General features: G+C 74.3%; 16 protein-coding genes and 1 riboswitch. Of the genes, 7 read left to right on the forward strand and 9 right to left on the reverse strand.

The features are described 5' to 3' along the window. Positions 1–151: 151 nt before the first annotated feature. The 3 genes from NX794_RS14045 to NX794_RS14055 form a co-directional block, all read right to left on the reverse strand. Positions 152–508 (reverse strand): nucleotide pyrophosphohydrolase, encoded by a 357-nt coding sequence (locus tag NX794_RS14045; protein ID WP_258778830.1) that lies wholly within the window; start codon positions 506–508, stop codon positions 152–154. After that, on the reverse strand, positions 505–1,614 hold the full coding sequence (locus tag NX794_RS14050; protein WP_258778856.1) for an AAA family ATPase: 1,110 nt from the start codon (positions 1,612–1,614) through the stop codon (positions 505–507). Before NX794_RS14050 ends, NX794_RS14045 begins: the two co-directional genes overlap by 4 nt. A gap of 588 nt (positions 1,615–2,202) precedes the next feature. Beyond that, positions 2,203–2,592 (reverse strand): cell division protein SepF, encoded by a 390-nt coding sequence (locus NX794_RS14055; protein WP_258778831.1) that lies wholly within the window; start codon positions 2,590–2,592, stop codon positions 2,203–2,205. A gap of 280 nt (positions 2,593–2,872) precedes the next feature. On the opposite strand from NX794_RS14055, the gene NX794_RS14060 reads away from it, so the two are divergent. Further along, positions 2,873–4,597, forward strand: a complete 1,725-nt coding sequence (locus NX794_RS14060; protein ID WP_258778832.1) for a hypothetical protein — start codon at positions 2,873–2,875, stop codon at positions 4,595–4,597. On the opposite strand, the gene NX794_RS14065 is transcribed toward NX794_RS14060, so the two are convergent. Beyond that, a complete protein-coding gene (locus NX794_RS14065; protein WP_258778833.1) occupies positions 4,578–5,117 on the reverse strand; it encodes a YceI family protein in 540 nt (179 codons plus the stop codon). The genes NX794_RS14060 and NX794_RS14065 overlap by 20 nt on opposite strands. 85 nt (positions 5,118–5,202) lie before the next feature. On the opposite strand from NX794_RS14065, the gene NX794_RS14070 reads away from it, so the two are divergent. The 4 genes from NX794_RS14070 to meaB all read left to right on the forward strand — a co-directional run bounded on the left by NX794_RS14070 (position 5,203) and on the right by meaB (position 10,801). Then, the gene (locus tag NX794_RS14070) at positions 5,203–5,715 is read left to right on the forward strand and encodes a MarR family winged helix-turn-helix transcriptional regulator (RefSeq protein ID WP_258778834.1); all 513 of its coding nucleotides are present in this window, start codon (positions 5,203–5,205) and stop codon (positions 5,713–5,715) included. A gap of 116 nt (positions 5,716–5,831) precedes the next feature. After that, positions 5,832–7,631 carry a methylmalonyl-CoA mutase subunit beta gene (locus NX794_RS14075; protein ID WP_258778835.1) on the forward strand — a complete coding sequence of 600 codons (1,800 nt, stop codon included), beginning with the start codon at positions 5,832–5,834 and terminating at the stop codon, positions 7,629–7,631. After that, positions 7,631–9,805, forward strand: a complete 2,175-nt coding sequence (gene scpA / locus NX794_RS14080) for a methylmalonyl-CoA mutase (RefSeq protein ID WP_258778836.1) — start codon at positions 7,631–7,633, stop codon at positions 9,803–9,805. The genes NX794_RS14075 and scpA overlap by 1 nt, the downstream gene beginning before the upstream one ends. A gap of 6 nt (positions 9,806–9,811) precedes the next feature. Next, a complete protein-coding gene (meaB, locus tag NX794_RS14085; RefSeq protein WP_258778837.1) occupies positions 9,812–10,801 on the forward strand; it encodes a methylmalonyl Co-A mutase-associated GTPase MeaB in 990 nt (329 codons plus the stop codon). Positions 10,802–11,304: 503 nt separating this feature from the next. On the opposite strand, the gene NX794_RS14090 is transcribed toward meaB, so the two are convergent. From NX794_RS14090 to NX794_RS14100, 3 genes are all read right to left on the reverse strand, one after another. Next, positions 11,305–11,997: a GAF and ANTAR domain-containing protein gene (locus NX794_RS14090; RefSeq protein WP_258778838.1), complete on the reverse strand. Its 693-nt coding sequence runs from the start codon at positions 11,995–11,997 to the stop codon at positions 11,305–11,307. 122 nt (positions 11,998–12,119) lie between these two features. Continuing rightward, on the reverse strand, positions 12,120–13,448 hold the full coding sequence (gene lysA / locus NX794_RS14095; RefSeq protein WP_258778839.1) for a diaminopimelate decarboxylase: 1,329 nt from the start codon (positions 13,446–13,448) through the stop codon (positions 12,120–12,122). 12 nt (positions 13,449–13,460) lie between these two features. Next, positions 13,461–13,799 (reverse strand): SAV_915 family protein, encoded by a 339-nt coding sequence (locus NX794_RS14100; RefSeq protein ID WP_258778840.1) that lies wholly within the window; start codon positions 13,797–13,799, stop codon positions 13,461–13,463. 275 nt (positions 13,800–14,074) lie between these two features. Then, a riboswitch (cobalamin riboswitch) is annotated at positions 14,075–14,296 on the forward strand. Positions 14,297–14,451: 155 nt separating this feature from the next. Here NX794_RS14100 and metE point away from each other — a divergent pair. Further along, positions 14,452–16,770 (forward strand): 5-methyltetrahydropteroyltriglutamate--homocysteine S-methyltransferase, encoded by a 2,319-nt coding sequence (metE, locus tag NX794_RS14105; RefSeq protein WP_428985899.1) that lies wholly within the window; start codon positions 14,452–14,454, stop codon positions 16,768–16,770. A 187-nt stretch (positions 16,771–16,957) separates the two neighbouring features. After that, on the forward strand, positions 16,958–19,321 hold the full coding sequence (locus NX794_RS14110) for an ATP-binding SpoIIE family protein phosphatase (protein WP_258778841.1): 2,364 nt from the start codon (positions 16,958–16,960) through the stop codon (positions 19,319–19,321). 17 nt (positions 19,322–19,338) lie between these two features. Here NX794_RS14110 and mgtE read toward each other — a convergent pair whose 3' ends face one another. After that, positions 19,339–20,424: a magnesium transporter gene (gene mgtE, locus NX794_RS14115; RefSeq protein ID WP_258778842.1), complete on the reverse strand. Its 1,086-nt coding sequence runs from the start codon at positions 20,422–20,424 to the stop codon at positions 19,339–19,341. Between the two features lie 368 nt (positions 20,425–20,792). Next, positions 20,793–21,542, reverse strand: a complete 750-nt coding sequence (locus NX794_RS14120; RefSeq protein WP_258778843.1) for a VOC family protein — start codon at positions 21,540–21,542, stop codon at positions 20,793–20,795. Positions 21,543–21,756 lie beyond the last annotated feature (214 nt).

The raw sequence follows: 21,756 nt of genomic DNA on the forward strand, positions 1-21,756 counted from the left end.
TCCGCCGTGGGTGTGCGCACGTGTGAGTGAACTCCCTTGTTCACTACCCAGAGTGAGGGCGCCTGGACCGAAAAGCCAGAGGAAGACGGGAAATTGTGGACAACAATTCGGATTCGACGGTCCCACCAACTACACAGCGTAATAACGGAATTCAATGCTCCGGCTGTTCGTCCGTCGTCCGGTCCGGCGCCGGGAAGCGCTGTTCGTTGCGGTCGATCTTCGCGTCCAGGGCGGCCAGCGGGTCGACGCCGAGCGCGTCGCAGAACTGGAGGAGGTAGGCGAGGACGTCGGCGACCTCGTCCCGCACGCGGTGCGCCGTCCCGGGGTCGTCCATCACCCGGGCGGACTCCTCCGGGGTCAGCCACTGGAAGATCTCGACCAGTTCGGAGGCCTCCACGCTGAGCGCGGCGACGAGGTTCTTGGGCGTGTGGTACGGCTGCCAGCTCCGCGCGGCGGCGAACTCGGACAGTCTGCGCCGCAGTCGGGCCAGGTCGAGAGGTTCGGTCACACGTCCAGGTGTACCACTGTCACACCGTCGACCCCGGCGGCCCAGGAGGCGTCGCTCACCGCGCCGACACAGCGGACGTGCCCGCGCCGCCCCATGCCGGCCGCCGTCTCCAGCAGGGCCCGGCGCTGGAAGGGGTCCAGCGCCCGGTCGAAGCCGTCGGCGAGGACGGTGAGGCTGCGCAGCGCGTCCGGCACCTCGCCCGGGGCGTCCACGTCCAGCACGCCGGGCCCGGTCACCAGGACCAGGGTCAGGGCGAGGTAGCGCAGCTCGCCGTCGCCGAGCCGGGCCAGCTCGGTGCGGAAGCCGTCGCCGCGGTCCAGCAGGGCCCGTACCGTGCCGTCGGACATCGGCTCGGCGACCAGGTCCGTGACCGGGCCGGCGCAGCCCGCGCGCACCATGCCGACCAGCACACCGTGCCGGCGGGCGCACTCGGCGCGGGTGCGCCACAGGACGTCGGCGAGGTTGTCGCAGCCGGGCAGCAGCCGGCCGAAGCCCGTGGGCACGGGGGTGCGCATCCAGTCGGGGCGCGGGTCGCAGGGGAAGACGGAGCGCAGGGCGACGACCATCTGCTCGGCCGCGGCCAGCACCCGCCGCTGCCCGTCGGTGCGGCCGGCCACGCGCAGCGGCAGCAGCGCGGTGCCGAGGCGGTCGTCGGGCAGCGGGGCGCGGGTCACCGACGCGGAGCCCGCGGTGTGCCAGGCCGCCTGCACGGTGCGGCGGGCCGGGTCGCGCAGTGCGGTCTCCAGCAGGACGACGCCGGCGGCGGTGAGCCGCTCGCCCACGATCCGCAGGGCGGGCTCGGCCTGCACGGCGAGATCGAGCCGGACCGGGCCCTCGGTGCCGTCGGCCGTGCAGCCGATGCGGAAGCCCCGGCGGCCCTCCGCGTCCGGGCGGGCCCGGTCCGGCACACAGGCGCCCGGCTCCGGGAACGCCTCCCCCAGCGACGCGCCCCCACCGAGCCGCGCCAGCGCCTCGAACGCCGCCAGCGCCGTCGTCTTCCCGGCCCCGCTGCGCCCCGCGAACAACGTCACCGGACCGAGCGGAAACCCGGCCCGCCGGTGCCCCGCGAACGCCGACAACCGCAACTCGGTGACCCGGGCCCGCACATCGACGCGGCGACGCCCCTGCGGGGGGACGGTGACATCGGGGGCGTCGTCCGGCGGAGGGCCGGGGTCCCCGGTGAGGCCGCTGGAGACCGGAGCCCCAGCGGAAGCCCCGGCCCTGCGCGAGGCCGCCGGCCCGGCGGAGACCGAAGCACCGCCGGAGACCGCCGTCTCACCCGCAGCCACCGCCTCCCCCGAGGCCGCTGCGCGCAGGGCGGTCACGGTGCCCTCGGAAGCGTCTCCCGACGGGCACCGCACCGGGACGGCGGGCACTCCCGAGCAGACAGGGGCGACGGAAGCACCAGGGACAGCGGAAACGACGGGAACGGCGGAACCGGCGGCGTCGCTCGCCTCGTCCGCCGCACTCCCCGTGGTCACGGAAGGCACGGCCATATGCGGACCGTAGGCCTCCGCCCCCGTGCCGAACCGTTCAGTCGCCCGGCGCTTCCTACGAACGAGGGACGAACCGGACAGGAGCCGGTACGAGGGTCACCGGAGACAGCCGAGGCAGCCGAGACAGCCGAGACAGCCGAGACAGCCGAGGCAGCCGGGGTGACCGGGGCAGCCGAGGTGACCGGGGCGGCCGGGGGCTCAGCCCTCCGACACGCCCACTCCCTCCATCAGCCCGCTGACCTCCGTGCCGGGCGGGGTCAGGAGGAACACGTTGCGGTCCACCCGGTGCATCCCGCTGGCCAGTCCGAACACCACGCCCGTGCTGAAGTCGAGGACGCGCTTGGCGACGTCCCCCTCCGCGCTGGAGAGGTCGAGCAGCACCGGCACTCCGGCCATCAGCGTCTCGGCGACTTCTCTGGCGTCCGCGAAGACGTTGACGCGCAGGACCACGAACCGGCGGCGCGTCTCGGTCTCGGCGTCGGGCAGCGAGCGGTGGCTCACCGCGGAGGGCCAGGCGTCCCGGCCCCGCAGTGGCACGACCTGGGCGAGCCCTTCCCACTGTTCATCGGTGACGTCGTAACGGCTCACCGGCTCCCCCCGACCTGACTCGCACTCATTTCCTGCACTGGGCAATTCTTACTCCAAGTCACCCGTTCGGCCCAACAACGACACGGTGTGCGACCGCTGCGAGGAGGCGCGCTCCCGTCCGGAGTCGGGTGACATATACGATTGCGCCCGCTTCTTACCCCTCTCACACCGGACTCTTCACGTGCCGCGACTCCCCGCTCACCGGCCACCACTAGCGTCCGGTCCCGTGCACTTGGCAGAGACACAGCAGGTGACACCCGGCGGGCGGACACGGTCGGCGGTGTCCGCCACTCCGGGAGCCGGCGCGAAGGACGCGCCGGGACCCGCGCAGTGGCACCGCGTGCTGACGCTGCTCGCCGACGTGAGCCTGTTCATCGGCACCCGCACGGTGTGGACGCAGGCGGCCACGCACCGGTTGCTCCTCGCCGGTGTCATCTCCGTCTGCTACGCCGCGATCCTGGTGACCGGCGTCCTCGCGCTCACGGTCCGCCGGGCGCGCTCGCTGGCCCGCCTGGACCTCGTGGTGCTGGCCACCGCGGTCACCCTGGTGCTGTGCGCCTGGGCGCTGAACCACGGCGGCGGCGACGAGGCGGCCCTGACCACGCAGGCGGCGCGCCAACTGGCCGACGGACACCCGGTGTACGGGCAGCCGTGGCCGTGGCTGTTCCACGGCAAGGGCATCGCCCTGACGCCGACGATAGACGGCGGGTACGACTTCACGTACGGCTATCCGCCGCTGGCCCCGCTGCTCACCGTGCCGTTCCTGTGGCTCGGCCGCGGCGGCGCCCCGGCGACGGCGGCGGCGACGGCCGCGCTGGTCGTGGGCGCCGTGGCGCTGTGGCGGCTGCTGCCGGCGCCGTGGCGGCCCGCGGCGACGATGGTCTGCCTGGGCTTCGGCTTCCTGCCGATGTACGCCCGGCAGGGCTACCCGGCGATCATCGGCATGGTCCTGCTGCTGCCGGTGGTGGTGTGCTGGCCCCGGCTCGGGGCGCGGGGCCGGCTGGGCGCGGCCGGGGTGGCGCGGGCCGCGTGCCTGGGGGCGGCGTGCGCGGCGCAGCAACTGCCGTGGTTCGTCGCGCCGTTCCTGCTGGCCGGCGTCTACGCCGTACGCCGCGGGGAGCTGGGCGCGCGGGGTGCGCGGCGGGTGCTGGGACGGATCGCCGGGGTCGCGGTGCTGACCTGGCTGCTGATCAACACCTACTTCGCCGTGAGCGCGCCCGGGGCCTGGGTACGGGGTATCGCGCTGCCGTTGACGCAGGGCGCGACCCTGCACGGTCAGGGTCTGATGGGCGTCTCGCTGTACTTCACGCACGGCAGCGACCGGCTGGACTGGTACGGGCACGCCAGCGTGCTGCTGGCCGCGGCGCTGCTGGCGTCGTTCACGCTGTTCGTGCGGCGGCTCGGCCCGGCGGCGACCGTGCTGCCCTGGTGCGCCTTCTTCGTGGCGACGCGCTCCCAGGACGGCTACTTCCTGATGATGACCCCGCTGTGGCTGGCGGCGGCGGTGACGGTGCCGCTCGCGGAGTTCACGCACGCGTGGCAGCCGCGCCCCCGGTGGCTCGCCGGTCCGCGCCGCCGCCCCGCGCTCGCGGCGGCCGTCGTCCTGCTGCTGGCGCCCGCGCTGGTGAGCGCGGCGCTGGCGGTGACGGGACGGCCGCCGCTGCGGATGGACGTCACGGGGGTGCGGCACGGTCCGGCGCGGGTACTGACCGCGTTGACGCTGCGGGTGTCGAACACCGGCTCCACGGCGCTGGTCCCGCACTACATGCTGACGTCCGGGCAGGGCATGAGCCGGTACTGGTCGCTGGTGCGCGGCCCGGCCACGCTGCGCGCGCACGAGACGGCGACCGTGGAGCTGCGGCCGCCGTCCGGCCGGTACGCGCTGCCCGCCGCGCCGGACGCCCGGTTCCGGCTGCGTGCCTTCACCGGCGATCCGCAGACGCTGTCCACGCGGGAGCTGCGGCGCGGTCTGCTGGCGGGCCGGGTCAGGCCGCCGCGCGGGTGAAGCGGAGCGCGGCGGTGACGGTGGTCAGGCCGCGCATCATGCCGAGTTGGTTCCAGCTGACGCCGAACCGGTCGCGGTCCACGGTGAACTCGGTCTCCAGGGTGAGCGCCCCGGGCGTCGCGGCGGCGAGGCGGGCGGTGAGCGTCAGCGGCTGCTCCACGCCGTGCACGGTGAGCCGGCCGGTGACACGGACGCTGCTGCCGTCGCTGCCGCCGTCGCCGTCGCCGTCGAGGAGTTCGGCGCCGGTCGCGGTGTAGGTGATCTCGGGGTGGGCGCCGGCGTCCAGGAGGTCGGCGGAGCGCAGGTGTGCGTCCCGTTTGGCGTTGCCGGTGTCCAGGGAGGCCGTCTCCAGCGTGACGGTGCCGGCGGCCGAGCCGTCGGGCCGCACCTCGCCCCGGCCGGTGACGGCGGTGAACGTGCCCTTGACGGCGACCAGGCCCCAGAACGTCCGGTGCCGCAGCCGCACGGCGGACGCGGTCGGGTCGAGCTGCCAGAGGCCTGTCTCCACTGCGACGGTCATGGCCGTTCGTTCCGCATTGGTTCAAATTTGGATGACATCACGCTAGCCCACTATCCAAATTTGGACAACGGGTAGACTCGATGCCATGGCCGCCCGCGACGCACACCCCGCCGACCAGCCCGCTTGTCCCGGCGGGGCCGACGGGACCGGCGGCGGGCTGCTGCCCGGGGAGCTGCGGGCCTGGATGCTCCTGCTCGCCGCGACGGGCGCGGTGGAGCAGCGCCTCAGGTCGGTCGTGAAGGAGAGCCTCGACGTCTCGCACGACGAGTTCCTGATCCTGTGTCTGCTGGCCGAACAGCCGCCCGGCGGGCTGCGCATGACCCGGATCGCCGACCTGCTGGGCCGCCCCAAGACCCGGCTCACCTACCAGGTCGCCTGCCTCCAGCGGGCCGGCCTGGTCGAGCGGGCGTCCGTGTGCGGTGACCGGCGCGGTGTCGAGGTCGCCCTCACCGACAAGGCGCGGCGGCGGCTGCGCGAGGCGTCCGGCGCGCTGGCGGAGACGGTCCGCGAGGCACTCGCCCGGGTCGTCGGCCCCGAGCAGCGCGAGGCGCTGTGCGCCCTGGTGCCGGATCTGGGCGACACGCCGAGCGGGCCGTAGCGGGACGGCGCCCGGGCCCCGGGCGCCGGGAGAGGCGCCCGTCACCACCGCAAGAGGAGAAAGCTCACAGTCCGTGTTGGGCCCCGGTGCGCGCGGCCTGCCCTAGCATCCGGACCATGACGGTCCTGCCTGACGACGGGCTCTCTCTGGCCGCCGAGTTCCCTGACGCGACACACGAGCAGTGGCAACGCCTGGTGGAGGGTGTGCTGCGCAAGTCGGGCAAGGAAGTCTCGGGCGCGGCAGCGGAGGACGCCCTGTCCACGACGCTGGAGGACGGGCTGCGCACCCGTCCCCTGTACACCGCGCGCGACGCCGCCTCCGACCCCGGGCTGCCCGGCTTCGCCCCCTACCTGCGGGGCGGCCGTGCCGAGGGCAACACCGCGGGCGGCTGGGACGTACGGCAGCGGCACACGGCCCTCGCGGAGCACGCGCCCCTGGCCGACCTGGAGAACGGCGGCACCTCCCTGTGGCTGGTGCTCGGCGAGGGCGGCATCCCGCTGGACGGCCTGGACCGGGCCCTGGAGGGCGTGTACCTGGACCTGGCGCCGGTCGTCCTGGACGCCGGCCGGGACACCGGGCGGGCCGCCGAGGCGCTGCTGCGCCGGTACGCGGACAGCGGTGTCGAACCGGCGGCGGCCCGCGGCAACCTGGGCGGCGACCCGCTCGGCCACGAGGCCCGCACCGGCACCGCCCTGGACTTCGCGCCGTACGCCGAACTCGCCGCCCGGTGCGCGCGGACGTACCCGGGGCTGCGCGCGCTGACCGTGGACGCGCTGCCCTACCACGAGGCCGGCGGCTCGGCCGCGCAGGAACTGGGCGCCTCGCTGGCCACCGGCGTCGCCTATCTGCGGGAGCTGACCGAGGCCGGCCTCGGCGTCGAACAGGCCGCGGGACAACTGGAGTTCCGGTACGCGGCCACCGCCGACCAGTTCCTGACCATCGCCAAGCTGCGCGCCGCCCGGCGGCTGTGGGCCCGGGTCGCCGAGGTCTGCGGCGCGCCCGGCGCCCAGACGCAGCACGTGGTCACCTCGCCGGTGATGATGAGCCGCCGCGACCCGTGGGTGAACATGCTGCGCACCACGGTCGCCACCCTCGCGGCCGGGGTCGGCGGCGCCGACTCCGTCACGGTGCTGCCCTTCGACCACGCGCTCGGCCTGCCCGACGCGTTCGCCCGCCGCATCGCCCGCAACACCTCCACGATCCTCATCGAGGAGTCCCACCTGGCCCGGGTGATCGACCCGGCCGGCGGCTCCTGGTACGTCGAGACGCTCACCGCCGAACTCGCCGAGGCGGCCTGGGCGTTCTTCCGGTCCGTCGAGCGCGACGGCGGCCAGGCGGCCGTGCTGCGCTCCGGCCGGCTGCGCACCGACCTGGCGACGACCTGGGCGGAGCGCTCCAAGAGGCTCGCCAAGCGCCGCGAACCCGTCACCGGGGTCAGCGAGTTCCCGCTGCTCGCCGAGAAGCCGGTCGAGCGCGCGCCCGCGCCCGAGCCGCCGTCGGGCGGACTGCCCCGGGTGCGCCGGGACGAGGCGTACGAGGAGCTGCGCGCCCGCTCCGACGCCCATCTCGCGGCCACCGGCGCCCGGCCCCGGATCTTCCTGGCCACCCTCGGCCCGGCCGCCGCGCACACCGCGCGCGCCACCTTCGCGGCCAACCTCTTCCAGGCGGGCGGCATCGAACCGGTCACCGGCGGCACCTTCGAGGACAGCGGCGCCACCGAGGCGGTGCTCTGTTCCAGCGACGCGCTCTACGCCGAACAGGCCGAGCAGGCCGCCGAGTCGCTGCGCGCGGCCGGCGCCCGGCACGTGTTCCTGGCCGGCCGGGGCGAGTACGCCGGCGTCGACTCGTCCGTCTTCGCGGGCTGCGACGCCGTCGCCGTGCTGTCCGCGACCCTCGACCGCATGGGAGTGTCCTGATGGGAATCCCCGACTTCTCCGGCATCGAGCTGGGCACGCCGGCCGTCGAGGGCGGCGCCGAGGAGTGGCAGGCGGCCGTCAAGCGCGCCACCGGCGGCGCCGAGCCGCTGTGGGAGACCCCGGAGGGCATCGGGGTCAGGCCGCTGTACACCGGGCGCGACCTGGAGGGCCTGGACTTCCTGGGCACCTACCCGGGCGTCGCGCCGTACCTGCGCGGCCCGTACCCGACGATGTACGTGAACCAGCCCTGGACGATCCGGCAGTACGCGGGTTTCTCCACCGCCGAGGAGTCCAACGCCTTCTACCGGCGCAACCTGGCGGCCGGCCAGAAGGGCCTGTCGGTCGCCTTCGACCTGCCCACCCACCGGGGGTACGACAGCGACCACCCGCGGGTCACCGGTGACGTCGGCATGGCGGGCGTGGCCATCGACTCGATCTACGACATGCGGCAGTTGTTCGACGGCATCCCGCTGGACCGGATGACCGTGTCGATGACGATGAACGGCGCCGTGCTGCCGGTGCTGGCGCTGTACATCGTGGCGGCGGAGGAGCAGGGCGTACCGCCCGAGAAGCTGGCCGGGACCATCCAGAACGACATCCTCAAGGAGTTCATGGTCCGCAACACCTACATCTATCCGCCGAAGCCGTCGATGCGGATCATCTCCGACATCTTCGCGTACACCTCGCAGCGGATGCCCCGCTACAACTCCATCTCCATCTCCGGCTACCACATCCAGGAGGCCGGTGCGACGGCCGACCTGGAACTGGCGTACACGCTCGCGGACGGTGTCGAGTACATCCGCGCCGGACGCGAAGCGGGCCTGGACGTGGACGCGTTCGCGCCCCGGCTGTCGTTCTTCTGGGCGATCGGCATGAACTTCTTCATGGAGGTCGCCAAACTGCGCGCGGCCCGCCTGCTGTGGGCCAAGCTGGTCTCCCGGTTCGAGCCGAAGAACACCAAGTCCCTGTCCCTGCGCACCCATTCGCAGACCTCGGGCTGGTCGCTGACCGCGCAGGACGTGTTCAACAACGTCACCCGCACCTGTGTGGAGGCGATGGCGGCGACCCAGGGCCACACCCAGTCGCTGCACACCAACGCCCTGGACGAGGCGCTCGCGCTGCCGACGGACTTCTCGGCGCGCATCGCCCGCAACACCCAGCTGCTCATCCAGCAGGAGTCGGGCACCACCCGGGTCATCGACCCCTGGGGCGGCAGCGCCTACGTGGAGCGGCTCACCTACGACCTGGCGCGCAAGGCCTGGGCGCACATCCAGGAGGTCGAGCAGGCGGGCGGCATGGCGCAGGCCATCGACGCGGGCATCCCGAAGCTGCGCGTGGAGGAGGCCGCCGCGCGCACGCAGGCCCGGATCGACTCCGGGCGGCAGCCGGTGATCGGCGTCAACAAGTACCGGGTGGACAGCGACGAGGAGATCGAGGTCCTCAAGGTCGACAACTCCTCCGTGCGCGCGCAGCAGATCGAGAAGCTGCGCCGGCTGCGCGCCGAGCGGGACGAGCGGGCCTGCCGGGACGCGCTGGACGCGCTGACCCGGGCGGCCGGCGGCGAGGGCAACCTGCTGGAGCTGGCCGTGCGCGCGGCCCGCGCGAAGGCCACGGTCGGCGAGATCTCCGACGCCCTGGAGAAGGTGTACGGGCGGCACGCGAGCCAGATCCGTACGATCTCCGGCGTGTACCGCAACGAAGCAGGCGAGTCCCCGTCCGTGGACCGCACCCGGGCCCTGGTGGACGCCTTCGAGGAGGCCGAGGGGCGCCGGCCGCGCATCCTGGTCGCCAAGATGGGCCAGGACGGCCACGACCGCGGCCAGAAGGTGATCGCGACCGCGTTCGCCGACCTCGGCTTCGACGTCGACGTCGGCCCGCTGTTCCAGACGCCGCAGGAGGTCGCCCGGCAGGCGGTCGAGGCGGACGTGCACGTGGTCGGGGTGTCCTCGCTGGCCGCCGGTCACCTCACGCTCGTCCCGGCGCTGCGCGAGCAGCTCGCCGAGGAGGGCCGCGCGGACATCATGATCGTGGTCGGCGGTGTGATCCCGCCGCAGGACGTGCCGACCCTGCTGGAGATGGGCGCGACGGCCGTGTTCCCGCCCGGGACGGTGATCCCGGACGCGGCGTACGACCTGGTTGAACGGCTCGCGGCCGGCCTCGGGCACGAGCTGTAGGCCCCGATGGCCGCGATCGATCTCGACACGTATGTGAAGGGCGTCCTCGACGGCAAGCGGGCGCTGGTGGCGCGCGCCATCACGCTGGTCGAGTCCACCCGGCCCGCGCACCGGTCGCTGGCGCAGCAGCTGCTCACCGAGCTGCTGCCGCACAGCGGCCGGGCCCGGCGGATCGGCGTCAGCGGGGTGCCGGGCGTGGGCAAGTCGACGTTCATCGACGCCTTCGGCACCCGGCTGACCGCGCTCGGCCACCGGGTCGCGGTCCTCGCCGTGGACCCGTCCTCCACCCGCACGGGCGGCTCCATCCTCGGCGACAAGACGCGGATGGAACGCCTCGCCGTCGACCCGGCCGCCTTCGTGCGGCCCTCCCCCAGCGCGGGCACGCTCGGCGGGGTCGCGAAGGCCACCCGCGAGTCGATGGTCGTGATGGAGGCGGCGGGCTACGACGTGATCCTGGTGGAGACCGTCGGCGTCGGCCAGTCGGAGACCGCCGTAGCGAACATGGTCGACAGCTTCCTGCTGCTCACCCTCGCCCGCACCGGCGACCAGTTGCAGGGCATCAAGAAGGGCGTCCTGGAACTCGCGGACGTCATCGCCGTCAACAAGGCGGACGGCCCGCACGAGCGCGACGCGCGGGCGGCGGCCCGGGAACTGGCGGGCGCGCTGCGGCTGATGCACGGCAAGGACGCGTTCTGGACTCCCCCGGTGCTGCACTGCAGCGCCCGCGAGTCGACCGGCCTCGACACCGTCTGGGAACGCCTCGAACAGCACCGCGCCCTGCTGGACTCCACCGGACGCCTGGCCGCCAAACGCCGGGACCAGCAGGTCGACTGGACCTGGGCGATGGTCCGCGACGAACTCCTCGGCCGCCTGCACGCCGACCCGGCGGTCCGCCGGGCCGCCCCCGGCCTGGAACAGCAGGTCCGCGAGGGCCGCCTGACGGCGACCCTGGCGGCGGAACGCATCCTGAAGACGTTCGAGGACGGCGGAGCCTAGGCGCCCTTCGCGCCGTCACGGGGCTCCCGGCCGGAGCCTGCGGAGTGCGAGCGCGCACGGCGTCGCGGAGCAGACGGCGGGCCGGCGACAGGAGCCCGGGCAGACGGCCCGCCAAGACGACGGCGCCCGCACGGACGGCCCGCGACAGCAGCGGGCGACTACGCGGGCGGCCGGCTTCGCGGCGTCAGCCGCGCGCTCCGGGACTCCCGGCCGGAGACTACGGAGCGAGGGCGCGCACGGCGTCGCGGAGCAGACGGCGGGCCGACGACAGGGGCCCGGGCAGACGGCCCGCCAAGACGACGGCGCCCGCACGGACGGCCCGCGACAGCAGCGGGCGACTACGCGGGCGGCCGGCTTCGCGGCGTCAGCCGCGCGCTCCGGGACTCCCGGCCGGAGACTACGGAGCGAGGGCGCGCACGGCGTCGCCGACGACAGGGGCCTGGGCAGACGTTCCGCCGAGGCGGCGGCGCCTGAGCAGACGGCCCGCGGCGGCGGCGGTGCGGCTACGCGGGCGGCCCGCCGCCCTCGCAGACCCGGCGGGCCACCTCGCGGAGCTTGACGTTGTGTTCCTGGGAGTAGCGGCGCAGCACGCCGAAGGCCTGGTCCTCGGTGAGGCCGTGGGTGCCCATGAGGATGCCCATGGCCTCGCCGATGACGTGCCGGGTGGCGACCGCCTGCTCCATCTGGGCGTGGGTGCGGGCGGCGGAGAAGGCGACCGCCGCGTGCGAGGCGAGCAGCCAGCCGGCGGTCTCGCTCGCCTCGTCGAAGGCGCCCGGGTGCCGGGAGTACAGGTCGAGCGCACCCAGGTCCTCACCCTCGGTGTACAGCAGGAAGCCCATCATGCTGCCGATGCCCAGCTCCCGGGCCCGGGAGACATAGGCGGGCCAGCGCGGGTGGTCCGCCCGGAAGTCGGTGATCCGGAAGACCCGCTCGCCGCCCTGGACGCGCGCGGCGTCGTAGCACGGGCCCTGCCGCAGGCGTTCCTGCAACCGGTCGCTGTCGATCACGAGCCGCTCGGTCGGCGCGAGGGTCTGGGCGCCCTTGGCGTCCAGGAGGAGGATCCCGGCCGCGTCACAGCCCGGAACGAGCCGGGTCGCGCAGTCCGTGATCCGTTCCAGGGTGGCGCCCACCGAGTCCTGGGCCAGCAGGCCCCGTGCCAGGTCCGCCATCTGCTCGGCGAACGTCCGCCAGTCCATCCCGCTCCTTCCGCCCCGCTCCCTCCGTTCCGCCCACGATCGCATCCCGGCGGAGCATCCGGCGCGGTGACGGGGCGGAAGGCCCCCGTACGGCCGGTGGGAGCGGGGCCGTCAGGGCCGGGTCACAGGCCCACGTCCCGCGCGCGCAGGTCGTCCAGGGACTCGCGGCGGACCAGGACGCGGGCCACGCCGTCCCGTACGGCGACCACGGGCGGGCGGCCGACCAGGTTGTAGGCCGAGGCCATGGAGAGCTGGTAGGCGCCGGCCACCGGTACCGCGATCAGGTCGCCGGGGCGGACGTCGGCCGGGAGTTCGGCGTCGGCGGCCAGGACGTCGCCGGCCTCGCAGTGCCGGCCCACCACGGTCGCCGGGGCACGCTCCGCGGTGCTGCGCCGGCCGATCAGCCGGGGGGCGTAGCGGACGCCGTACAGGGCCGGGCGCGGGTTGTCGCTCATGCCGCCGTCGACGGCCACGAAGACCTTGCCGCCGGTGTGCTTCACGGCGAGGACGCGGTACAGGGCGACACCGGCGGGGCCCACGATCGCCCGTCCCGGCTCGATGAGCAGCCGCGGCACGGGCAGCCCCGCCGTCGCACACGCGTCGGCCAGTTCCGCGCGGACCCGGCGGGCCAGTTCGGTCAGGTCGAGGGCGTCCTCGCCGGGCCGGTAGGCGATGCCGTGGCCGCCGCCGAGGTCCAGCTCGGGCAGGACGAGGCCGTGCTGCTCGTGCACGCGGGCCATCAGGCCGACCATGCGGCGCACGGCGGCGAGGTACGGCTTGACGCCGGTGATCTGGGAGCCCAAGTGGCAGTGCAGGCCGGTGAGTTCGAGCTGCGGCTGGTCGAGGATGCGGGTGATGGCGTGCTGCGCGTGGCCGTCGGCCAGGGAGAGGCCGAACTTCTGGTCCTCGGTGCCGGTACGGATCTTCTCGTGCCCGCCCGCGACGATGCCCGGCACGACCCGGACCAGCACCTTCTGGTGGCCGTCCGGCCCGAGGGCGGCGGCCAGCCGGGCGATCTCCGAGGGACTGTCGATGACGATGCGGCCGACGCCGAGGCGCAGCGCGGTGTCCAGGTCGCGCGGCGACTTCGCGTTGCCGTGCAGCACGATCCGCTCGGCCGGGAAGCCGGTGGTGACGGCGAGTTCGAGTTCCCCGGCGGAGCAGACGTCCAGGCCGAGGCCCTCCTCGTCGGCCCAGTGCGCCATCGCGCGGCACAGGAACGCCTTGGCGGCGTAGACGACTTCGGCGTCGGGGAAGGCGGCCCGGTAGGTACGGCAGCGGTCGCGGACCTCGGCCTCGTCCAGGACGTAGACGGGGGTGCCGTAGCGCTCGGCGAGTTCGGCGAGGGGTACGCCGCCGACGGCCGGCAGGCCGGGGACGGGCTCGGTGGTGGAGGCGGGCCACACCGACAACTCGGCGGCCGGAGCGGTGGGTTCGTGGACGGTGGTCATGGCCGGTCCCTCTCAGACGGTCCGCAGCGCGGGGACCCGGGGCGCGACCGGGGTGACCGGTGCGGGCGCGGGCGCGGTGAAGCGCGGGTCCACGGTGACGACGGTGACGCCCAGCGGCGCGGTCAGCGCCCGCAGGGCCCCTTCGGCGAGCCGGACCCACGCGTGTCCGGCGCCGAGCGCGGTGGTCAGCCGGCGCTCGGAGGTGAAGGCGACGGCGGTCCGCCCGCCGAGCGGGGTGCGGAACAGCCGGGCCGCGCAAGCGGAGGGACCCGGCCGGACCGGGACGTACAGGGGCCCGGCCGGGAACCGATCGGCGGGTTCGGGGTCGTCGTCGTGGCGGGGTTCGTTCATGTCGTGCCTCCGGGAAACGCGAGGTGCGGACGGTCGGTGTGGCCCCGGCGCGGGGAGGCGGACCGGGGCACACAGCCGACGGTATGCCCGCGTCCGGCGGCCCCGGCGCGGGCCTGACGGGACACTGACGGCGGCCGGCCCGCCCTTGACGGGACGCTGACGCACCCGCGCACGCCCCTGACGCCGCGCGCACCGCCGGCACCGTACGCACCGCCGCCACCGCGCGCACTGCCGGCACCGCGCGCACCGCCCGCACACCGGCGCGGCCACCCGCTAGGCTGACGTCCGCAGCTGGTTCGCCCCGTCCGCCAGGCGGGGAGTCGTAAGAGGGAACCCGGTGGGAATCCGGGACTGCCCCGCAGCGGTGAGTGGGAACGACCGCCGTCATACGCACTGGGTCCGAGGTACGGGGCCTGGGAAGCGACGGCCAGTAGGTGTCCTCCGGGAGGGAGGACGGGCCCGCGAGTCCGAAGACCTGCCAACTGCCCGCGTGCGGACCGTTCCGTGCGCGGAGTTCCGGTGACCTCGTGGGCGGGTCGGCGTGCGTCAGGTGAAGCGGCGGGCCCGTGTGCCGTCGCCCTCCGTCGCGTTCCCTTCGCGTCCTCGTCCCGTCGCCGGGACCTCAGGGATCCATCTCGCGAAGGAGATCTCCGTGACCACCGATTCCGGCGCCGCACGGGCCACCGTGTACGGCTACCCGCGTCAGGGACAGAACCGGGAACTGAAGAAGGCGATCGAGGGCTACTGGAAGGGCCGCGTCACCGCCGACGCCCTCCGTGCCACCGCCGCCGAGCTGCGCCGCGCCAACTGGCGACAGCTCGCCGAGGCCGGCCTCCACGAGGTCCCGACCGGGGACTTCTCGTACTACGACCATGTGCTGGACACCTCCGTCATGGTCGGCGCGATCCCCGCCCGGCACCGGGAGGCGGTCGCCGCCGACCCGCTCGCCGGGTACTTCGCGATGGCCCGCGGCAGCCAGGACGCGGCGCCGCTGGAGATGACCAAGTGGTTCGACACCAACTACCACTATCTGGTACCGGAGTTGGGCCCGGAAACGGTGTTCGCGGCCGACTCCGCCAAGCAGGTCGACGAGCTGACCGAGGCCCTGTCCCACGGCCACGCCGCACGGCCCGTCCTGGTCGGCCCGGTCACCTATCTCCTGCTCTCCAAGCCCGCTCCCGGAGTGGCGGCGGACTTCGACCCGCTCACCCTGCTGAACCGGCTGCTCCCGGTCTACGCCGACGTCCTCGCCGACCTGCGCGCGGCGGGAGCGAGTTGGGTGCAACTGGACGAGCCGGCCCTGGTCAAGGACCGCACCCCGGCCGAGCTGAACGCCGCCGCCCGCGCCTACCGCGAGCTCGGCGGTCTCGCCGACCGGCCGCGGCTGCTGGTGGCCTCTTACTTCGACCGGCTCGGCGAGGCGCTTCCGGTGCTGGCGAAGGCGCCGGTCGAGGGGCTGGCCCTCGACTTCACCGAGGCCGGCGCCGGCAACCTGGAGGACCTCGCGGCCGTCGGCGGGCTGCCCGGCAAGCGCCTGGTCGCCGGAGTGGTGAGCGGCCGGAACGTCTGGGTCAACGACCTGGAGGCGTCCCTGACCACCCTGGGCACCCTGCTCGGCCTGGCCGACCGGGTCGACGTGGCCGCCTCCTGCTCCCTGCTGCACGTCCCGCTGGACGCGGCGGCCGAGCGGGACATCGAACCGCAGATCCGGCGCTGGCTCGCCTTCGCGGAGCAGAAGACGGCCGAACTCGTCACCCTCGCCAAGGGATTGGCCCACGGCACCGGCGCCATCACCGCGGAGCTGTCGGCGAACCGGGCGGACCTGGCCTCCCGGGCCAGTTCGCCCATCACCCGGGACCCGGCGGTGCGCGCGCGTGCCGAGGCGGTGACGGACGCCGACGCGCGCCGCTCGCAGCCGTACCCGGAGCGGGCCGCGGCCCAGCGGGCGCACCTGCGGCTGCCGCTGCTGCCCACGACGACCATCGGCTCGTTCCCGCAGACCGGTGAACTGCGCGCCGCGCGGGCCGACTTGCGGGCCGGCCGGATCGACACGGCCGGCTACGAGGACCGCGTCAGGGCGGAGATCCAGGAGGTGGTCTCCTTCCAGGAGAAGACCGGCCTCGACGTCCTGGTGCACGGCGAGCCCGAGCGCAACGACATGGTGCAGTACTTCGCCGAGCGGCTCACCGGCTACCTCGCCACCCAGCACGGCTGGGTGCAGTCCTACGGCACCCGGTACGTGCGTCCGCCGATCCTCGCCGGGGACATCTCCCGCCCCGGGCCGATGACGGTGCGCTGGACGTCGTACGCCCAGTCGCTGAGCGACCGCCCGGTCAAGGGCATGCTGACCGGCCCCGTCACCATGCTGGCGTGGTCGTTCGTCCGCGACGACCAGCCCCTCGGCGACACCGCCCGGCAGGTCGCCCTCGCCCTGCGCGACGAGGTGGCCGACCTGGAGGCGGCGGGCACCTCCGTCATCCAGGTGGACGAACCCGCGCTGCGTGAGACCCTGCCGCTGCGGGCCGCCGGTCACCCGGCCTACCTGGAGTGGGCCACGCGGGCGTTCCGGCTCACCACCGCCGGGGTGCGCCCGGACACCCAGATCCACACGCACATGTGCTACGCCGAGTTCGGTGACATCGTCCAGGCCATCGACGACCTCGACGCCGACGTCATCAGCCTGGAGGCGGCCCGCTCGCACATGCAGGTCGCCCGGGAACTGGCCGCGCACGGCTACCCCCGCGAGGCCGGGCCCGGGGTGTACGACATCCACTCCCCGCGCGTCCCGGACACCGAGGAGGTGGCGGCGCTGCTGCGCACCGGCCTGAAGGCGATCCCCGCCGAGCGGCTGTGGGTGAACCCCGACTGCGGCCTGAAGACCCGCGGCTGGCCGGAGACCCGCACCTCCCTGGAGCACCTGGTCGCCGCCGCCCGCACCGTCCGGGCGGGACTGCCGGCGCCGCGGGACTGATCCGGTGAACCGTCTCCGCCGGGCGCCCGGCCGGGCCCGGCGGAGCGTTCACGGTGATCGCCGACCGCGCAGGGTGAGCGGTGGTGGCCGCCTGTGCGCACCGGGCCCCGGACGCGTGCGGTTGTCGTCCGTCGTACGGCACGGGATGCTGAGGAGGGCGTACGGGCGTACGAAGGGAAGCGGGGTCATGGAGCGTTTTCCGGACGGGGCCGACGTCGACTTCCACAGCCCCCTGGACCTGTCCAGAGCCGCTGCCGCCGTCCTGGACGCCGAAGGCCGGGTCTCCGGGTGGGGGCCTTCGGCCGAGCGGCTGCTGGGCCACGCGCCCGAGGAGGTGCTCGGGCTGCCGGCCGCCCGGCTGCTCGCGGCGGAGCCCGCGCAGCGCCTGTCCGCCCTCTGCCGCGCGCAGGGCCCCCGCAGCACGGTCCTGGAGCTGCGCTGCCGGGACGGACGCGCCCTGCGCGCGGCCGTGACGTTCAGCCCGCTGGCGCACCAGGGCGCCGCGGCGACGGTCGTGGTGGCGGCCGACCTGGAGGCGCTGCGCGGCTGGGAGGCGCAGCTGGCGATGCTCCAGGGCCTGGCGACCGAGTCCGACGTGGGTCTGACGATCTTCGACACGCGGGCACGGGTCGTGTGGGGCAACGTCTCCACCGACCTGGAGCTGGGCGGGATCGCCCAGTACGTGGGCCGGCCGGCCGGTGACCTGTTCCCCGAGGGCGAGTTCATCTCCCGGCACCATCCTCCGGACGAGGACCGGATCATCGAGCACGTGCTGACCACGGGCGAGCCGATCACGGGCATGCACTACCGGGGGCGGGCCCCCTCCGACCCGGTGCGCGAGCACGTCTGGTCCTGTTCCTACCACCGGCTGGTGGACGCCCGCGGTGAACCGCTCGGGCTGTTCGAGGAGTCCCTGGACATCACCGACCGCTACCGCGCCCAGGAGCGGCTGTCGCTGCTGGTGCGGGCCGGGAAGCGGATCGGGGCCTCGCTGGACGTGCGCCGCACCGCCGCCGAGCTGGCGGACGTGGCGGTGCCGCAGCTGGCCGACGAGGTGCTGGTCGAGCTGCCGCCCGCGGTCATCGAGGGGCGCCGGCCGCCGACGGGCTCGGCGCCGGGGCACAGTCTGCTGCGTATGCACGGCCGGAGCCCGGAGGAGTTCCGGACCAGCCCCGTCTCGTACCCGCCGTCCTCGCCGCAGGCGATGAGCCTGGCCACCAGCCGCCCCGTGCTCGACACCGCGCCGCCGGACGGCACCGGCCCGGCCGCCGCCCACTCCTGCCTCTTCGTCCCGCTGGTCACCCGCGACGCGGTCCTCGGCCTCGCCACCTTCCGGCGCACCGGCAACCCCGACCCCTTCGGGCCCGAGGAGCAGGCGCTCGCCGTGGAACTGGCCGAGCGGGCCGCCGTCGGCATCGACAACGCCCGCCGCTACACCAGTCAGCAGGCGGCGGCCCTGGTCCTGCAACGCAGTCTGCTCCCCCAGCACCTGCCCGAGCAGAGCGCGGTGGACGTGGCGTACCGCTATCTGCCCGCCGACAGCCGGGTGGGCGTGGGCGGGGACTGGTACGACCTGATCCCGCTGTCCGGTGCCCGGGTGGGCCTGACCGTCGGTGACGTGGTGGGGCACGGCGTGCACGCGGCGGCCACCATGGGCCGGCTGCGCGCCACCGTACGGACGCTCGCCCTGCTGGACCTGGACCCGGCCGAGCTGCTCACCCGGCTGGACGGCCTGGTCGCGCAGGAGGCGGAGCCGGACACGGACGACGGGCTCGGCGACGAGACACTCGGGGTCACCTGCCTCTACGCGATCTACGACCCGGTCAGCGGCCGGTGCGTGTGGGCGAGCGCCGGCCACCCGCCGCCGATCGTGGCCGACGCGAGCGGCGCGGTGGCCTGGTCCTCGCTCGCCCCCGGGCCGCCCCTCGGCCTCGGCGGGCTGCCGTACGAGAACGTCGAGCTGAGCCTGTCGGACGGCAGTGTGATGGCGTTCTTCACCGACGGGGTGGTGGAGGACCGGCGTACCGACATCGACAGCGGTATCGACCGGCTGTCGCAGGTGCTCGCCTGGCAGCGCTCCCCGCTGGAGGAGCTGTGCGACCGGGCGCTGTCGGCGCTGCCGCCCGGCCCGCAGTCCGACGACGCCACCCTGCTGCTGGTGCGCGCCCGGCGGCTGGCCGACGCGGACGTGGCGGACCTGGAGCTGCCGCCCGACCCGACCGTGGTGGCGCACGCCCGCGCCCGCACCGAACGCCAACTGGCGGACTGGGGCCTGTCCGAGCTGTCCTTCACCGCCGCCCTGGTGGTGAGCGAACTCGTCACCAACGGCATCCGGTACGCCACCGGTCCCGTCACGCTCCGCCTGATCAGGGACCGCGCCCTGCTCTGCGAGGTCTCCGACAACGCCCACACCGCCCCGCACGTCCGCCGCGCCCGCCGCGACGACGAGGGCGGCCGGGGCCTGTTCCTGGTGGCCCAGCTGACCCAGCGCTGGGGTACGCGGTACACGTCGTCCGGCAAGACGATCTGGGCGGAACTGGCGCTGCCGTAGGGGGCGGGGGTGGGTGGTCAGAGGCCCAGTACGGCGCGGGCGGTGAGGAAGTAGATGACCAGACCGGTGGCGTCGACCAGGGTCGTGACCATCGGCGCCGACACCACCGCGGGGTCGATGCCGAGGCGCTTGGCGAGCAACGGCATGGTGCCGCCCACGGTCGCTGCCCAGCCGCAGATGATGACCAGCGCCACGGCGACCACGACAGCGATGTGCACACCGACGAACAGGGTGCCCAGTACCAGCCCGAGGAGCGCCAGGATCGCGCCGAGCACCACACCCACCCGGCACTCCCGCCATACCACCGTCGGCAGGTCGGACACCCGCACCTCCCCCACGGCCAGCGCTCGCACGGCAGCGGTCGCCGCCTGCGCACCGGCGTTGCCGCCCGTGCCGATCAACAGGGGGATGAACGTGGCCAGTTGGGTCACCTGCTCCAGGGTGCTCTCGAAGGCCTCCGTCACGGTCACCGTCAGCGTCGCGGCGATCAGCAGGAGCAGCAGCCACACCACGCGGTACCGCGCGAGCCGCCACACGGTGGCCGCCAGGTAGTGGCCGGTCCAGGGCTCGGTGCCGGACTGCCGGGCGATGTCCTCGGTGTCCGAGTCCTCGATCACCTCGACGGCGGCGTCGACGGTGAGCAGCCCCACGAGCCGCTCCTCGCCGTCCACGACGGGCACGGCGAACGCCCCGGTCTCCCGCATCAGCCGCGCCACCCCCTCGGCGGGGTCGTCGGGGCGCGCGCGGGCGGCCGGCGTCGCGGCGTGGGCGGCGACGGCGTCCTCGGGCGCGCCGAGCACCAGGTCCCGCAGGGCGACCATGCCGTTCGGCCGGCCCGCCGGGTCCACCACCGGAAGGGCGTACAGGGTGTCGGCTTCGGCCCCCCGGTCGTGGATCACCCTCAGAGCCTGACGTACCGTCATGTCGGTTTCGAGCACGAGGAATCGGGTCGTCATATGACGGCCGACCGAGTCCTCCGGGCAGGAGGCCGGGGAGGAAGCCGGGCAGGAGGCCGGGCTGGAGGGCGACTCGGAGGGCAGCGCGCTCTCGGGCGCGCCGAGCCGGGTGTTCCGAAGCCCGAGGGGCGGCTGGATGTACGTCACGGCGAGATCACCTCGGCAGAACGGTCTGATGGGTGGCTGCTGCTCGGAGGCGCGCACCGGAACCGTCACCGACGGGTGGGGGTGAGCTGCGGAACGTCAGGGCTCACGCGGGTGGAGGGCCACGGTACGCGGGGGCGGACTCGGAGGTTCGCTCTGCACGGCGAACCACCTCCCTCCGGTACGCGGCGCTCGGACTGACGGACAGTCGGGCTGACAGACAGATCGTGCGCACCGCGTCCGGCGGACGCGAGCCGCGGGGACGATCTGCGGGGTTTCTTCCACGCCGGACGTGCCGGCTGAAGGAAGCGTGCACGTGCTCCCGTGCCGCCCCGGCGGGTCGGGGAGCCCGCCGGGACGGCACGTCACGGTCAGGCGTGCTGGACCAGTGCGAAGGTCACGCCTGCCGGGTCCGTCAGCACGGCGACGCGTCCGACGCCGGGCAGCTCGGTGGGGACGGTGACGACCCTGCCGCCCAGGGAGGCCGCCGTGACGGCCGCGCCGTCGATGTCCTCGACGCCGAAGTGCAGGGTCCAGCCGGCCGCGCTCTCGGGCCCGCTGGTGACAGCGCCGAACTCCACGACACCCCCGGCGAAGGTCAGGTGCGCGGCGGCGCCCCCCGCCGGTGCGGGCACGGTCGACGTCCAGCCGAAGACCTGCGCGTAGAACGCCCTGGCACCCTCGACGTCCGGGGTGCGCAAGCCGTACCAGGACGGCGCGCCCGACTCCCGCACCAGGCCGGAACCGATGTGCTTGTCCGGCTCCCAGGCGCCGAAGAGCGCACCGTCGGGCGCCCGGTACACGGCGGCGGTGCCGGCCGGCCCCACCTTGGTGGGCGGACTCACCACCCGGCCGCCCGCCTGCTCGACCGCCTTCGTCGTCGCATCCAGGTCCTCCGACATGAAGTAGACGCTCCAGCCGGCCGAGTGCTCCTGGCCCTCACGCAGCGCCACCGCGCCTACGATCTTCTCTCCGTTCAGCGTGAAGTTCACGTAGCCGCTGGGGAGTTCGAGGGCTTCCCAGTCGAAGAGCGAGCCGTAGAAGGTGCGGGCGCCGGGGACGTCGGTGGTGTCGAGGTCCGCCCAGCAGGGGGCGCCGGCCGGGTGACGAGAGATCTTCATCGGTTCTCCTCGGGTCGCAGCGACTGATCTTCTCTCAGCGTGGCCGTAGCCGACGGACGGCTCCAGCCGGCGCCGGCAACTAGCCGATTCCTGCCGCGTGCGGGGCCGTTCGCGGTGATTTCGTGCATCGCGAACGGCTCGGCCCGCTCATCGGATGTGCAGGTGGTCGAGGTACGCGCGCACGTTGCGGGAGGTCTCGGCCACGCTGTCGCCA

Origin of the sequence: Streptomyces pyxinicus, from assembly GCF_024753135.1 — a bacterium.
Lineage (GTDB): Bacteria > Actinomycetota > Actinomycetes > Streptomycetales > Streptomycetaceae > Streptomyces > Streptomyces pyxinicus.